Raw genomic sequence first — 15,129 nt, 5'->3', positions numbered from 1 at the left:
CAGTGCTGCGGTGCGGCCCCGACCGCCGCGCCACAGCCACCCGGCTGGGCCGCTCACGAACCGGACGGCCGGATGTTCTGGTTGATGTGGAACAGGTTCTCCGGGTCGTACCGGTTCTTGACCTGCGCCAGCCGCTCGTAGTTGCCGCGGTAGGCGGTCTTCACGCGGTCGTCGCCCTCCTCCATCATGAAGTTGACGTACGCGCCGCCGGCCGAGGTCGGGTGCAGCTCGGTCCAGTAGTCCTTGGTCCAGCGCGTGATCTTCTCCCGGTTGTCGGGCGAGGGGTCGACGCCCACGATCACGCCGGACCAGCCACCGTCGCGGTAGGGGAACGCCGTGGCGTCGGCGGCGACCCGGGCGGCGGCGCCGTCGATCGGGTACATGTGCATGGACGAGTGTCCGGTGGGCAGCAGATCCCCGTAGCGGCGGTGGATCGCGATCGCCTCATCGGAAATCTCCGTGGTGACGTCGGCGCGCCAGTACCACTGCAGCCCCGGCGGGTACAGCGCGTCGAACGCGGTTTGCAACACGTTGAAGGGCATCGGCTGCAGCCCCACGACGAGCGGGGAACCGAAGGAACGCACCGGCTCCAGCACCTCGTCGGCCCGGGCGTGAGGCCCCGTGTAGCACCAGACGATGCCGCAGGCCTTGCGGCCCCACAGCTCCTCTGGGAACGGCGGTGCCGGCGGGATGGTGAGCAGGCCGAACCAGCCGCTGAGCTCTTCGGGCAGCGAAGGCAGCAGCTCGCGGTACCAGCGCAGCACTTCTTCGGTGTCCTCGATCGCGTAGAGCACCGGGCCGCCGATGATCGTGCCGTACTCGCCGATGTCGTTGCAGCGGAAGGTGAACGACGTGACCACGCCGAAGTTCCCGCCGCCGCCGCGCAGCGCCCAGAACAGGTCCGGGTGCGACTTCTCGCTCGCGTGCACGAAACTTCCGTCGGCGAGTACGACGTCGGCGGAGAGCAGGTTGTCGACCGTCAGCCCGAAGCGCCGCGCCAGGTAGCCGATCCCGCCGCCGAGGGTGAGCCCACCGACACCGGTCGTGGAAAAGAACCCCGAAGGCGTGGCCATGCCGAAGGCGACTGTCGCATGATCGACGTCGCCCCACGTGCACCCGGCGTCGACGCGCACGGTGTGCGTCTCGGGGTCCACGGTCGTGCTGCGCATCGCCGAAAGGTCGATCACCAGCGCGTCGTCGGCGATGCCCAGCCCGCCGGCGTTGTGCCCGCCGCCGCGCACGGCGAGGTCGATCCGGTTCTCCCGCGCGAAATTCACACACGTGACGACGTCCGCGGTGTCCGTGCACCGCGCGATGGCGGCCGGGTGCTTGTCGATCATCCCGTTGTAGACGGCGCGCGCCTGGTCGTAGCCGTCGTCGCCGCGCGTCACGAGCTCGCCCCTCAGCGCGAGTGCCAGCTCGGGAAACGGTGCGGTGATGGTGGTCATGCGATTTCTCCCTGATGTGGAAAGGCCTCCCGGTCGGGCTGCCTGCCCCACCGAAGTTAGGTACGGGGCGTTCGCGCAGCGTTCGGGTTCGCCGAGAGGCCCGTTCGCGGCGTTCGGGGCGACGAGTTTTTTGCCGGTGACGGAGACCGGCTGCCGATTTTTTGGCGGTCTGCCAGGACTTCTCGACGGGGCGCACCGCAGGCTGATGAGTCGAGTCGGCGCGGGGGTCACCGGGTGTGCCCACCGTCGGCGTGCGCCCGACTACCGTGGCTGGGCAGGAGGCACCCCGGGATGCTCTACGTGTCGCTGCTGGGCGAGCAGTCGGTCACCCACGGTGCGACCGGGCCGGCGGTGACCCGGTCGCCGCGGGCGATCGCGCTCGTCGGCTACCTGGTGACCCACGCGGGGATGCCGCAGCCGAGGCAGCGGATCGCGTCCCTGTTCTGGCCCGATTCCTCCGACGCGCAGGCCCGCACGAACCTGCGCCGCGAGCTGCACCACCTGCGCCAGGTCCTGGGTGAGGACTCGGCGCTGCTCGCGACGGCGACGGATCTGTCCTGGCAGGACACTCCCCGTTGCCGCGTCGACGTGCGCGTGTTCGACGCCGAACGCCGCGCTGCGCTGGCCGCCGGCGAAGACGAGGAAGTCCGCGCCCACGCCGGCGCCGCGCTGGCCGAGTACCGCGGTGAGCTGATGCCCGGGCTGGGCGACGAGTGGCTCTTCGCACCCCGCGCCGAGCTGGAACAACAGTGCGTGGCGCTGTGCGACCTGCTCGGCGACGCCCAATGCCGCCTGGGCGACCTCGCAGGCGCCGCCGAGACGGCCCGCCGCCGCATCCGCCTGCGGCCGTTGGAGGAGCTGGGCTACCGCACGCTCATGGAGCTGCAGGCCGACCTCGGCGACCGCGCCGGGGCCGTGAGCACCTACCACCAGTGCGCGTCGGTGCTCGAACGTGAGCTGGGTGTGGTGCCCGACCGCGCCACGCAGGCGGCCTTGCGGCGGCTGCTGGCCGATGCCGTGCCCAACCGCGAATCCCTGCTCGTCGGCCGCACCCGCGAGTTCACGCAGCTGCGGGAACGGTGGCAGCAAGCCGCGCGCGGGCAGCCGTCGGTGGCGCTCGTGCGGGGCGACGCCGGCGTCGGCAAGACGCGGTTGGTGGTCGAGCTGGCCCGGCTCGCGCGCAGCCAAGGTGCGGTGGTGGCGGGGACGCAGTGCTTCGGGACGTCGGGCCGGCTCGCGCTGGCGCCGGTGGCGGACTGGCTGCGCAACCCCGTGCTCCAGCCGTCTTTGGCGACGCTCGCGCCGGTGTGGCGCGCCGAAGTGGACCGGCTCGTCCCGGCCGGCAAGGGCAGCGGACCGGCCCCCGTTGTGCGCACAGTGCGCGCGGTGGCCGACGCGTGGCAACGACACCGCTTCTTCGAAGGCCTCGCCCGCGCCCTCACCGGCGCCGGCCGGCCGACGTTGCTCGTGCTCGACAACGCGCAGTGGTGCGATCAGGAAAGCCTGGCGTTCCTGCTGTTCTGCCTCGGCCTCGAACCGCGCGCGCCGCTGCTGCTCGCCGCGACGCAGCGGTCGGATCACGGCGACGGCACCCTGGCCGGCTGGACCGAACGCCTGCGCGCCACCGGCCGGCTGTCCGAAGTGGATCTGAGCCCGCTGGACCTCGACGACACCGCGCGCCTGGCCGAATCCGTCTCCGGCCTCCTGCCCACCGGCGACGAGCTCACCCTTCTGCACGTCGCGACCGGCGGCTTCCCGCTGTCCGTGGTGGAGGCGTTGCGCTCCGGCGGCCCGCCCGGCGACCTCGACGCCGTGCTCACCGAACGCCTGCGACAGCCGACCCCCGACGCCCGCGAGATCGCGGGCCTGGCCGCCGCCGTCGGCCGCGATTTCTCGCTCGACCTGCTCACCGAGGCCAGCGACCTCGACGCCGAAGCCGTGGTGCGCGCCGTCGACGAGCTGTGGCGGCTGCGGATCCTGCGCGAGTTCCGCGACGGCTACGACTTCTCCCACGACCTGCTCCGCGACGCCGCCTACCGGCAGGTGACCCGCGCGCGGCGCTGGCTGCTGCACCGCCGGCTCGCCCAGAGCCTCGAACTGCTGCACCCCGGCGACACCGGTTCCGTCTCCGCGCAGCTGGCCGAGCAGTACGCCCGCGGCGGCCGCCCCGACCGTGCGGTCGAGTTCTACCGCCGGGCCGCCGAGCTCGCGGCCGGCACCTTCGCCCACGGCGAGGCGATCCGGCTGCTGCGCGAAGCCCTGTCGCTGCTCGCCGGCGCCCCCTCCGGACCGGAGACCGACCGTCGTGAGCTGGAGGTGCTCGAAGCCCTCTCCGGACCCCTCAACGCCCGGCTCGGCTACGCGTCCCCCGACCTCCAGCGGGCCCTCGAACGCTCGATCGTGCTCGCGGAACGCCTGGGGCAGCAGGATTCCACGCTCGTCGCCTTGGTCGGGCTGTGGACGTCGCGGTTCGTGCAAGGCCGCACCGCCCGTGCGCACGAGGCCGCGAGACGCGCGCTCGAACTCGTCGTCGACGACCGCACCAAAGACGAGCTCAACGGCTCCGCGCACTTCGCGTTCGCCGGCTCGTCGGTGAGCCTCGGCCGGCCCGGGGAGGCGCTGCGCCACTTCGACCTCGCCGCCCGCCTCACGCGCGGCGCGCCGTCGCTGCCCATCGGCACGCGGCCCGAGGTGCACAGCCCGGCCTGGGCCGCGCACGCGCACTGGCTGCTGGGGCACGAGGACGAAGCGCTCCGCAGCAGCCGTGAAGCCGTGCGCCTGGCGCGCACGAAGACGCACCCGTACAGCCTCGCCGTGGCCCTCGCGTACGCCGGCATCACACACCAGATGCGCGGCGACCTCGACGACGTGAAGGAGGTCTCGGCCGAGCTGCGCGAGCTCTGTGACCGCTACGGCTTCGCCTACTACCGCGAATGGGGCCTCGTCCTGGGCGGCTGGGTGCGCGGCGACGCCGACGGCCTCGCCGACATCCGCCGCGGCGTCGCCAACCTCAAGGCCGAGGGCTCGCTCGCCCGCATGCCCTACTGGCTCGCACTGCAGGCCGACCTGATGGCGCGCCACGACCGCCCCGGCCCGGCCCGCGCCGCCCTCGACGCGGCCCTCGTCGTCGGCCAAGCCCGCGACGACCTCTGGTGGCTCCCCGAGGTGCTGCGGCTGCGCTCCGCCTACGACGGCCGCGAACAGGGCCGGATCCGCCTGAAGACGGCGGTGGAACTGGCTGCCGCGCAGGGGAGTACGACGCTTCGGCTGCGTTGTGAACGGGACCTCGACCGGTACTGACAGACCGGTACTGACAGACCGGGACTGACAGACCGGTACTGACGGCCGGTTGAGAATGGTCCGGCGGGTCCCTCGTGCGGGATCCCTCAGACGGGTCGCTCAGGTTCGCCGATCCGCTCGTGGACGAACACCCGACAATCGGTGGGTCTCATCGCCGACTTGATCGAGGAGATGGAGGGTGGAGATGACCGGTGACCGCCTTTGGCGGAAATCGTCCTACTCGGGAAGCGCGCAGGGCGACTGTGTTGAGGTCGGGTTCCCCGCGGCGGGTCCGCTCGACGCAGTGGCAGTTCGGGACTCGAAGGACCCCGGCGCGGGTCACTTCGAGCTTTCGCCGGCCGGCTGGCGAGGGTTCCTGGCGACCGTGAACCGGGAGACCTCGGCCCGCTGACCGAGGCGAGCGAGCGTGCCCCAGCATCCCGACGATGCTGGGGCACGGCCGATTCCGCGGGTGGTTTGGGCCTTTCGGGTCAGCCGCGCGCGAACACGGCGTTAATGCGGCGTGGCGGGCGCGGGCCAGGGCTTGCGGCGCGGGGAGTGAGTGCGCAGGCTCGCACCGTGAGCGAACACGACTACGACCTGATCGTCATCGGCTCGGGCCCGGGTGGGCAGAAGGCCGCCATCGCGGCCGCGAAGCTGGGGAAGAAGGTGGCGGTCGTCGATCGCCACGACATGGTGGGCGGGGTGTGCGTCAACACCGGCACCATCCCGTCCAAGACACTGCGCGAGGCGGTCCTCTACCTGACGGGGATGAACCAGCGCGAGCTCTACGGCCCGAGCTACCGCGTGAAGCAGGACATCACCATCGCCGACCTCATGGCGCGCACCCAGCACGTGGTCGGGCGCGAAGTTCAGGTGGTCCGGGCCCAGCTGCTGCGCAACCACATCGACCTCGTGCCGGGCACGGGGTCGTTCGCCGATCCGCACACGGTGCTCGTCGAGGGCAAGCACGTCGGCGACCGGCGCACGGTGTCGGGCGACCACATCGTGATCGCCACGGGTACCCGGCCCGCGCGCCCCGCGCACGTCGACTTCGACGCCGCGCGCGTGCTCGACTCCGACGAGATCCTGCGGCTCGAGGCGATCCCGTCGTCGCTCGTGGTGGTGGGGGCAGGGGTGATCGGGATCGAGTACGCGTCGATGTTCGCCGCGCTCGGCTCGCGCGTGACGGTGGTGGAGCAGCGCGACCAGATGCTCGACTTCTGCGACCCGGAGATCGTGGAGTCGCTGAAGTTCCAGCTCCGCGACCTCGGCGTCACGTTCCGGTTCGGGGAGAAGGTGGCGAACGTCGCGGTCTCGGACGCGACGACCGTGACCACGCTCGCCAGCGGCAAGCGCATCCCGGCCGACGGCGTGATGTACTCCGCCGGCCGCCAGGGCATGACCCACGAGCTCGCCCTGGAGAACGCCGGCCTGCTGGCCGACCAACGCGGCCGCCTGTCGGTCGACGAGCACTACCGCACCGAGGTCGAGCACATTTACGCCGTCGGCGACGTCATCGGCTTCCCCGCGCTCGCCGCCACCTCGATGGACCAGGGCCGGCTCGCCGCGTACCACGCGTTCGGCGAACCGGCGAACGGCCTCGGCGCCCTGCAGCCCATCGGCATCTACACGATCCCGGAGATCTCCTACGTCGGCGCCACCGAGGCCCAGCTGACGTCGTCCTCGGTGCCGTACGAGGTCGGCATCTCCCGCTACCGCGAGCTCGCGCGCGGCCAGCTCACCGGCGACAGCTACGGCATGCTGAAACTCCTGGTGTCCACAGTGGACCGAAAACTGCTGGGCGTCCACGTCTTCGGCACGGGCGCCACGGACCTCGTCCACATCGGCCAGGCCGTCATGGGTTGCGGCGGCACCGTCGACTACCTGGTCGACGCGGTGTTCAACTACCCGACGCTCTCGGAGGCCTACAAGGTCGCGGCCCTGGACGCGACGAACAAGATCCGGGCTCTGGACCGGTTCCCGATCTGAGGTCTTCGAACACCTGTTTGACACTCGATAGAACATGTGTTCGACTGGACGGGTGCGATGGGAACGACAACGAGCGGGGGAGGGCGAGCCGATCCTGCCTGGTCTGGACGGGCTGCTGCGGTCCGTGCGGTCACCGGAGTTCGACGGCGTCACCTTTCACGAGGTGCACGCCAAGTCCGTGCTGAACCGGGTTCCCGACGGGTCGCAGGTGCCGTTCCGGTGGACCGTGAACCCGTACCGAGGGTGTTCCCACGCGTGCACGTATTGCCTCGAAGGCGGCACGCCCGTGCTGATGGCCGACGGGCGCGCGAAGCCGATCGCCGACCTGCAGGTGGGGGAGCGGATCCTCGGCACGCGCGGCCACGGCGTCGCGCGGCGGCTGGTGCCCACGGAGGTCCTGGCGCACTGGACGACGGTGCGCGAGGCGTACCGCGTGACGCTGGACGACGGCACCGCGCTCGTCACCGGGCCCGACCACCGGTTCCTCAGCGCGCGCGGCTGGAAGTACGTCACGGGCAGCAAGCTGGGCGCGGCGCAGCGGCCGCACCTGGTCGAGGGCACGGAGCTCGTCGGCGGCGGCAAGTTCGTGCGCACACCCGACGACACGCTCGGCTACCGCGCCGGTTACCTGTGCGGGATGTTGCGCTCCGGCGGCTTCGCGACGGAGAAAGACGCCGCGGCGCGAGCGGTGCGGTACCTGCCCGATTTCGGTTCGTCCGTGGGATTCATGAGCCTGCCGCGGAAGCCCGACGCGCACTGGGCGCGCGGGTTCCTCGCCGGGCTGTTCGACCTGGCGGGCGCGTACCGGCGCGGGGTGCTATCGATCGCGCACGACGAGACCGACGTGGTCGACGCGATGTTCGCCGCGCTGGACCGGTTCTCGTTCGGCTACGACACGGTCGGCCACCGCGAGTACGCCGGCCGGCGCCAGGCGCGGCTGACCGGCGGCGCCGGGGAAGTGTTGCGGTTCCTGCATCTGACCGATCCGGCCGTCGCGTGGAAGCGCTCTCTCGACGGCACGACGATCGGGTCCGTGCGGCGCGTCGTCACGTCCGTCGAGTCGCTCGGCCTGGAGCTGCCGCTGTTCGACATCACCACCGGCACCGGCGATTTCGTGGCCGACGGCATGGTGTCCCATAACTGCTTCGCCCGCAACACCCATACCTACCTCGACTTCGACGCGGGCCACGACTTCGACACCCAGGTCGTGGTGAAGATCAACGCACCGGAAGTCCTTGCCGCGCAACTGAAACGGCCCAGCTGGCAGCGCGAGCACGTGGCGATGGGCACGAACACCGACCCGTACCAGCGCGCCGAAGGCCGCTACCAGCTCATGCCCGGCATCATCCGCGCCCTGGCCGATTCGGGCACGCCGCTGTCCATCCTGTCGAAGGGCACAGTCCTCACCCGCGACCTACCGCTGCTGGAGTCGGTCGCGAACGACGTGCCGGTGAGCCTGGCGGTCTCCATCGCCTTGCTCGACCGCGAACTGCAACGCCGCCTCGAACCCGGCACACCGAGCCCTCAAGCGCGGCTCGACCTCGTCCGCAAGGCGCGCTCGGCCGGCCTGCCGTGTTCCGTGCTCGTCGCGCCGGTGCTGCCGTACCTCACCGACTCGGTCGAGGCGCTCGACGCGCTGTTCACCGAACTCGCCGCCGCGGGCGCCGACAGCGTCAGCGTCATCCCCCTCCACCTGCGCCCCGGCGCGCGCGAGTGGTTCACCGCGTGGCTCGGCCGCAACCACCCCGCGCTGGTACCGCGCTACAAACGCCTCTACGCCCGCGGCAGCTACGTCGACCGCGCCTACCGCCAGCAACTCGGCGAACGCGTCGGCCCGCTGCTGCGCCGCCACGGCCTGGCCCCGAAAACGGGCTACAACCCCCGCACGGCCGCCGAACCGGAAGCCCCGGAGCCCCGGGTGGAAGCCCCACCACCCGCCGAACAGCTCCGCCTGCTCTGACCGCGCCACCCGGCCTTCCCCGACCGGCGCGCTCAGCAGCGGTGACCCGGCCGTCAGGCCCCCCGAGCGGCCGGGTCACCGTCCCCTCTCGCCTTTGGCGCGGCGTTCCCGGCGCTCGGCGCATGACCGTTGGCAGAGTTGTCCACACCTGCCCCGAGTTGTGGACAGCTCGGCGGTCCAGCGGCGTTCTCGCCGTTTTGTCGGGGGTGCCGGATAGACTGGACAAGAGACGCCCCCAGGGAGGGCGGGGCGTGTCTTCCCCCGGCCGATGCCCACAACCGGATCTCCCCCTCTTCGGATCTCCGCCACCCCCGCTCAAGGCGACTCGAACAGCGACTCAAACCTGGTCGCGCCCTTCTCCCCACCATTCGTTAGCCTCTGTGTTCGGCGAAAACCCGTCGACGAACCCGTGAACCCGTGGGCTAAGGAGAGCAGTCGCAGTGCTCCGCACTCATCAAGCCGGCACCCTGCGTGCCGAGCAGGCCGGTCAGACCGTCACCCTCACCGGCTGGGTGGCGCGGCGGCGCGATCACGGCGGAGTCATCTTCATCGACCTCCGCGACGCCAGCGGGGTGGCCCAGGTGGTCTTCCGCGAGGGCGAGATGGCCGAGCGCGCGCACGCGCTGCGGTCGGAGTTCTGCGTGAAGATCGTCGGCGAGGTGTCGAAGCGGCCCGAGGGCAACGCGAACGCCGAGATCCCCACGGGCGAGATCGAGGTCCTCGTGACCGAGCTCGTGGTGCTGTCCGAGGCCGCGCCGCTGCCGTTCCCGATCGACGACCGCGTGGACGTCGGCGAAGAGGTGCGCCTGAAGTACCGCTACCTCGACCTGCGCCGCAGCGGCCCGGCGGCCGCGATGCGCCTGCGCAGCCAGGTCAGCCGGGCCGCGCGCGCCGTGCTCGACGAGCAGGACTTCGTCGAGGTCGAGACACCGACGATGACCCGCTCCACCCCCGAGGGCGCCCGCGACTTCCTCGTGCCGGCGCGCCTCAAGCCCGGTTCCTGGTACGCGCTGCCGCAGTCACCGCAGCTGTTCAAGCAGCTGCTCATGGTCGGTGGCCTCGAGCGCTACTACCAGATCGCGCGCTGCTACCGCGACGAAGACTTCCGCGCCGACCGCCAGCCGGAGTTCACGCAGCTCGACATCGAGATGAGCTTCGTCGACCAGGACGACGTGATCAAGCTCGGCGAGGACATCGTGTCCGCGCTGTGGAAGCTGATCGGCCACGAGATCCCGCGCCCGATCCCGCGCATCACCTACCACGAGGCCATGGCCAAGTACGGCTCCGACAAGCCGGACCTGCGCTTCGACCTCGAGATCACCGACATGACGGAGTTCTTCGCCGACACTCCGTTCCGCGTGTTCCAGGCGCCCTACGTCGGCGCGGTCGTGATGGCCGGCGGCGCCGACCAGCCGCGCCGCCAGCTCGACGCGTGGCAGGAGTGGGCGAAGCAGCGCGGCGCCCGCGGTCTCGCCTACATCCTCGTGAACGAGGACGGCACGCTCGGCGGCCCGGTCGCGAAGAACCTGTCCGAAACCGAGCGCGAGAACGTGGCCAAGGCCGCCGGCGCGAAGGCCGGCGACTGCATCTTCTTCGCCGCCGGCAAGACCGCCACGACTCAGGGGCTGCTCGGCGCCGCGCGCGACGAGATCGGCAAGCGCCTCGGCCTCATCGACGAGGACGCCTGGTCGTTCGTGTGGGTCGTCGACGCGCCGCTGTTCGCGCCGGTCGAGGACATCGGCGACGACGTGGCCGTCGGCTCGGGCAAGTGGACCGCCGTGCACCACGCGTTCACCTCGCCCACGCCGGAGTGGGTCGACAAGTTCGAGCAGGACCCGGGCGCCGCCCTGGCCTACGCCTACGACATCGTCTGCAACGGCAACGAGATCGGCGGCGGCTCGATCCGTATCCACCGCGGCGACGTGCAGAGGCGCGTGTTCGCGCTGATGGGCCTCGGCGAGGAGGAAGCGCAGGAGAAGTTCGGCTTCCTGCTCGACGCGTTCGCCTTCGGCCCGCCGCCCCACGGTGGCATCGCGTTCGGCTGGGACCGCATCGTGATGCTGCTGGCGAAGGCCGACTCGCTGCGCGACGTCATCGCCTTCCCCAAGACCGGCGGCGGCTACGACCCGCTCACGGCCGCGCCCGCGCCCATCACGGCGCAGCAGCGCAAGGAAGCCGGCATTGACGCCAAGCCCCAGGGCGCCAAATCCGAGAGCGCCAAGTCCGAGAACGCCAAGTCCGAGAGCGGCAAGTCCCAGGCCGCCGAGTCCCAGAGCGCGAAACCGGCCCAGCCCCAGGGCTGATGCTCCACCTCAGGGCCTTGTGCCCGCCGGAGCGGACCCCCGAGGTGCTCGCTTATCTGCGAGCACACTCCGGGACCGCACACCTCGTGGTGCACCACGGGGCCGCCCTTGTGCCCGAGGGCGACCTCGTGGAGGCCGACGTGGCCCGTGAAGCCGCGGGCGAGATCGTCGACTCGCTGTGCGCGCTGCACCTCGACCGCACCGGCGGGATCACGCTCGAGAACCTCGACACCGCGGTGTCCGACGCGGCCGACGCCGCCGAGGAAGCCGCGCCCGGCGAGGGTGCCGACGCGATGGTGTGGCAGGAGCTGCTCGGCCGCACGGGCGAGGAGTCGCGCTGGACCGTCACGTTTCAGGCGTTCCTCACGATCGCCTGCCTGCTCGCGGCCGTAGGTGTGATCACCGACTCGCCGGTGACGGTGGTCGGCGCCATGGTGGTGGGGCCGGAGTTCGGCCCGCTCGCGGCGATCGCAGTCGGGCTCGTGCTGCGGCGCTGGGACCTGGTCCGGCAAGCGCTGGTCGCGCTCGCCGTGGGGTTCCCGGTGGCCATGGTGCTCACGGGAGTGGCGGTGCTGCTGGGGAAGGTGACCGGCGCCGTCGACCCGGCCGACATCGTGAACAACCACGAAGTCGACTTCGTCTACCAGGTCGGCGAGGCTTCGTTCATCGTCGCTCTGCTCGCGGGAGCGGCCGGGATGCTCGCCATGACGTCGGCGAAGTCTGCCGCGCTGGTCGGGGTGTTCATCTCCGTGACCACCGTGCCCGCCGCCGGTTACGCGATGGTGGCGGCGGTCGCGGGCCGCTGGGACCGGGCCGGGTATTCGGTGCTGCAGCTGTTCGTGAACTTGATCGGGATCGTGCTCGCTGCGGCCATTGTGCTGATACTTCGACGGCGCAAGCAACGTTCCGGCGCCCTGTTACGTCCGCTTTCACGCGGGTGATGAACTACGCGTCGGTTCGCGTGTTCTTGCCCGGATCACTGTGGTCATGGTTGCTCAGTCACGAGTAGGGTCGGTGCCAATGACAGTCGACACCTCCTCCGCCGGCGACGCGGGCGTCGGGGCAGGAGCCGGGCAGCTCGCTGTTGCCGCGGCGGTCGCGGCGGGCGAAGCGGTGCTCTCGCGCCGCTTCGGCAGCGCGATCACCCTGGTGTCACCGGAAGGACTCGAAGGCAGCGGACCGGCCACGGTCGTGCGGGCCCGGGTCGTGTCGTCGTCGTTCGCGCTGCCGCGCACGCTGGTCATCAAGCACTACCCCGACCCGCCCGAGTCCGGCGAGGCCGACCCGTTCGCGCAGGAAGCGGTGAGTTACCAGCTCTTCACAGCGTTGGCGCCCGACGAGCGCATGTGCCCCGAGCTGCTCGCCCACGACGGGCGCCACCGCGTGCTCGTGATCGAGGACCTCGGCCGCGCGCCGACGTTGCAGGACAAGCTCGCTTCGCGTGATTCCCGCGCGGCCGAGCGCGCGCTGCTGTCGTGGGCTCGCTCGCTCGGGCGCCTGCACGCGAGCACCGCCAGCCGCGAAGCCGACTTCAACGCGCTGCTGCGCCGCCTCGGCGGCCCGGTGCGCAACCAGGACGCGGGTCTCGCCGACCTCACCGCTGAGGTGCCGCCGATGCTGGCGGACCTGCTCGACGTGGTGGTCGCCGAGCCGGTCCACGACCGCGTCGCCCAGGCGGCCGCGCAGGCGCGCTCGGCGTCGTTCCGCGCGTTCAGCCCGGTGGACCTGAGCCCCGACAACAACCTCGTGACCGGCTCCGGCGTGCGGTTCCTCGACTTCGAACGCGGCCGTGTGCGCACGGCCCTGGTCGACGCCGCGTACCTACGCCTGCCGTTCGCCTCCTGCGAAGACGCGCTGGCCCTGCCCGCGGGCATGAGCGAGGCGATGATCGCGGCCTGGCGCGCCGAGGTCGTGTCGGTGTGGCCCTCGTTCGCCGACGACGAGGAGCTCGCCGCGCAGCTCACGATCAGCGAGCTGCTGATGGTCTGGCTCATCACGCGCGAGACGCTGCCCAAGCTCGACCTCAGCCGCCACGCCACGCCCGTGAGCCGCGAGGCGGCGCTCGTCACGTGGTGGCGCGAGCTGGCCAAGCACGCGGGATACGCGCGCCTCACCGACATCGCCGAGCACGCCCAGCGCGTGGCGGCGGCGCTCGGCGCGCGGCTGGGACCGCACGCGGACCTCGCGTTCTACCCCGCTTTCCGCTAGCCCGCGTCTGACAAAGCCGCGGCGCCTTGTCGGCGTGCTGCAGGGGCGTGGCTTGGCCACTCGCTACGACAAAATCCCCGTCGTCTACCGTCCCGCGGCGCTCCTCCGCGCACGGCTATCAGAACCAAAGCATTGCCGGACACGGCTGGCCCGATTTACCCGAAAGATCCCGGTTCGCGCGGGTGAACACGGGAAACCGGCAATCCCGACCCCGCCGGGCGGACAGGACATGCCAAGAGTTTCAGCCCCCGTCCATGCCGCGTTACCTGGTCATCACCGCAGGTGAGTTTCGGTGCCGGATGGTCTTCTGCGTGACCGTGATCAGCGTCGAAGTCACCCGCTTCCCCGAACCCGCCGATCCCGCGCCGCAGCGGCAGACCACCGACGCCGCGCCGGCCGACGAGCCGCGCCGTGCGCGCCGGCTGGCCATGCTGGGGGACTCCACCGCCGTGGGTCTGGGCGACCCGCTGCCGAACCGAGGCGGCTGGCGCGGAGTGGGGCCGCTGGTCGCCGCCGCGCTCGGGGTGGACGAGGACGGGTACCTCAACCCGTCGTTCGAAGGCGCGCGGATGAAGGACGTGCTCACCCAGCAGCTGCCGGCGGTGCTGGAGTTCCGGCCCGAGGTCGCGCTGCTCGTGGTCGGCATGAACGACACGCTGCGGCCCGATTTCGACGCCGAGCAGATCTCCGCCGACCTCACCGAGCTCATCCGCACGCTCGCCGCCCACGGCACGCTGCTGGTGCCGGTGCGCTTCCACGACCATGGCAAGGTGTTCCGCCTCCCGCCGTCGATCAAGCGCGCGCTCAGCGCCCGCGTCGCGGAGCTCAACGAGATCATCGACGCGGTCGTGGCCGCCGAAGCCGTGCCGTGCCTGGACCTCGATGCGATGCCCGGCGCCTACGACCTGCCGTCGTGGAGCGTCGACCGGCTGCACCCGTCGGAGCTGGGCCACCGGATGCTGGCGCTCGGCTTCACGGCGCTGCTGGCCGAAGCCGGGTTCGCGGTGCCGGATCCGGTGAGCCTGACCTGCTCGGGCGGCGTCCAGCCGAGCACCGCGAGCCACGTCGTGTGGCTGGTCGCGCGGGGCGTGCCCTGGCTGTGGCGCCGCGGGCGCGAGTTCCTGCCCTACGCGGTGGCGATCATGTGGCGGTCGTTCCGCGAGCGCGTGGACTGAACACGCGCAACGCTTCCACGTCGGACACCGGGTTGCGCACGAAGTAGTCCGCCCATTCTTCGATGTCGGCGTACCCCGAGCCGGCCAGTACCTCGCACGCTTTCGCGGTGTCGTAAGGGGTTCGGCGCAGCTGCACGCCGGGGCCGAGCAGGGCCCAGTGCGCACCCGTTGTGCCGTACGGCATTCCGACGCTGCCGGGGTTGACGATCCGCGTGCGGTCCGCGAGCCGCACGAACGGCATGTGCGTGTGGCCGCACACCACGGTTTCCGCCGTGACCCCGGCGAGCACCTCCGCCCAGCGGGACAGCGGGCTGTCGACGAGGGCGACTTCCTCGTCGTCGCGTGGGGTCGCGTGGCAGAACAGCACCTCGCCGAGCCCGTCGACGTCGAGCGTGACGGTCGGCGGCAGCGAGGCGAGCAGCTCGACCTGGTCCGGGCGCAGCTCAGCCGCGGCCCACGGCGCGATCGGGTCGGGGATCTGCGTGGTGCCACCGCCGGCGAGTGACACGAGTTCGCGGTCGGCGTTGCCGCGCACCCACACCGCGCGTTCGCCGAGTGCCCCGAGCCGGTCGAGCGTCTGCCGCGGCAGGGGACCGGCGGCGTGGTCGCCGCACAGCACGACCACGTCGGCCGCCGCGACGTCCGGCTCCGCGAGCACGGCGTCGAGCGCGGGCAGCACTCCGTGGATGTCCGAAAGCACGGCGACGGAAGAGACCATCGGCCCAGTCTGCCTGCCGCGGCGCCACCGGCGAGGGATGTTCGCC

The 15,129-nt window shown here is 71.5% G+C and carries 10 protein-coding genes; 8 read left to right on the top strand and 2 right to left on the bottom strand.

Going from position 1 to position 15,129, the window contains the following annotated elements; all coding sequences use genetic code 11:
- Positions 1–53: 53 nt before the first annotated feature.
- On the bottom strand, positions 54–1,448 hold the full coding sequence (locus AB0383_RS44360; RefSeq protein ID WP_366190404.1) for an FAD-binding oxidoreductase: 1,395 nt from the start codon (positions 1,446–1,448) through the stop codon (positions 54–56).
- Between the two features lie 291 nt (positions 1,449–1,739).
- Between AB0383_RS44360 and AB0383_RS44355 the strand changes: the two genes are divergently transcribed.
- The 8 genes from AB0383_RS44355 (at position 1,740) to AB0383_RS44320 (ending at position 14,365) form a co-directional block, all read left to right on the top strand.
- Positions 1,740–4,748, top strand: a complete 3,009-nt coding sequence (locus AB0383_RS44355; RefSeq protein WP_366190403.1) for a BREX system ATP-binding domain-containing protein — start codon at positions 1,740–1,742, stop codon at positions 4,746–4,748.
- A 184-nt stretch (positions 4,749–4,932) separates the two neighbouring features.
- Positions 4,933–5,139 carry a DUF397 domain-containing protein gene (locus AB0383_RS44350; protein ID WP_364188328.1) on the top strand — a complete coding sequence of 69 codons (207 nt, stop codon included), beginning with the start codon at positions 4,933–4,935 and terminating at the stop codon, positions 5,137–5,139.
- Positions 5,140–5,306: 167 nt separating this feature from the next.
- Complete coding sequence (gene sthA, locus AB0383_RS44345) at positions 5,307–6,719, top strand: Si-specific NAD(P)(+) transhydrogenase (protein ID WP_366190402.1); 1,413 nt, start codon at positions 5,307–5,309, stop codon at positions 6,717–6,719.
- A gap of 52 nt (positions 6,720–6,771) precedes the next feature.
- Entirely contained in the window at positions 6,772–8,679 is a 1,908-nt protein-coding gene (locus tag AB0383_RS44340; RefSeq protein ID WP_366190401.1) for an intein-containing Rv2578c family radical SAM protein, read from the top strand.
- 440 nt (positions 8,680–9,119) lie between these two features.
- Entirely contained in the window at positions 9,120–10,982 is a 1,863-nt protein-coding gene (gene aspS, locus AB0383_RS44335) for an aspartate--tRNA ligase (protein WP_366190400.1), read from the top strand.
- Complete coding sequence (locus AB0383_RS44330) at positions 10,982–11,923, top strand: DUF389 domain-containing protein (protein ID WP_366190399.1); 942 nt, start codon at positions 10,982–10,984, stop codon at positions 11,921–11,923. The genes aspS and AB0383_RS44330 overlap by 1 nt, the downstream gene beginning before the upstream one ends.
- 79 nt (positions 11,924–12,002) lie before the next feature.
- Entirely contained in the window at positions 12,003–13,190 is a 1,188-nt protein-coding gene (locus tag AB0383_RS44325; RefSeq protein ID WP_364188339.1) for a phosphotransferase, read from the top strand.
- 299 nt (positions 13,191–13,489) lie between these two features.
- Positions 13,490–14,365: an SGNH/GDSL hydrolase family protein gene (locus AB0383_RS44320; RefSeq protein ID WP_366190413.1), complete on the top strand. Its 876-nt coding sequence runs from the start codon at positions 13,490–13,492 to the stop codon at positions 14,363–14,365.
- On the opposite strand, the gene AB0383_RS44315 is transcribed toward AB0383_RS44320, so the two are convergent.
- On the bottom strand, positions 14,331–15,083 hold the full coding sequence (locus tag AB0383_RS44315) for a metallophosphoesterase family protein (RefSeq protein ID WP_366190398.1): 753 nt from the start codon (positions 15,081–15,083) through the stop codon (positions 14,331–14,333). The genes AB0383_RS44320 and AB0383_RS44315 overlap by 35 nt on opposite strands.
- Positions 15,084–15,129: the final 46 nt, after the last annotated feature.

Source organism: Amycolatopsis sp. NPDC051373 (assembly GCF_040689465.1).
Classification (GTDB): domain Bacteria; phylum Actinomycetota; class Actinomycetes; order Mycobacteriales; family Pseudonocardiaceae; genus Amycolatopsis.
This window is presented reverse-complemented; position numbering and strand designations above follow the sequence as displayed.

Excerpts from the sequence above, each read along its gene's own strand:
- AB0383_RS44360 (WP_366190404.1), bottom strand. The coding sequence starts at position 1,448 with ATGACCACCATCACCGCACCGTTTCCCGAGCTGGCACTCGCGCTGAGG.
- AB0383_RS44355 (WP_366190403.1), top strand. The coding sequence starts at position 1,740 with ATGCTCTACGTGTCGCTGCTGGGCGAGCAGTCGGTCACCCACGGTGCG.
- AB0383_RS44350 (WP_364188328.1), top strand. The coding sequence starts at position 4,933 with ATGACCGGTGACCGCCTTTGGCGGAAATCGTCCTACTCGGGAAGCGCG.
- AB0383_RS44330 (WP_366190399.1), top strand. The coding sequence starts at position 10,982 with ATGCTCCACCTCAGGGCCTTGTGCCCGCCGGAGCGGACCCCCGAGGTG.
- AB0383_RS44325 (WP_364188339.1), top strand. The coding sequence starts at position 12,003 with ATGACAGTCGACACCTCCTCCGCCGGCGACGCGGGCGTCGGGGCAGGA.
- AB0383_RS44320 (WP_366190413.1), top strand. The coding sequence starts at position 13,490 with ATGGTCTTCTGCGTGACCGTGATCAGCGTCGAAGTCACCCGCTTCCCC.
- AB0383_RS44315 (WP_366190398.1), bottom strand. The coding sequence starts at position 15,083 with ATGGTCTCTTCCGTCGCCGTGCTTTCGGACATCCACGGAGTGCTGCCC.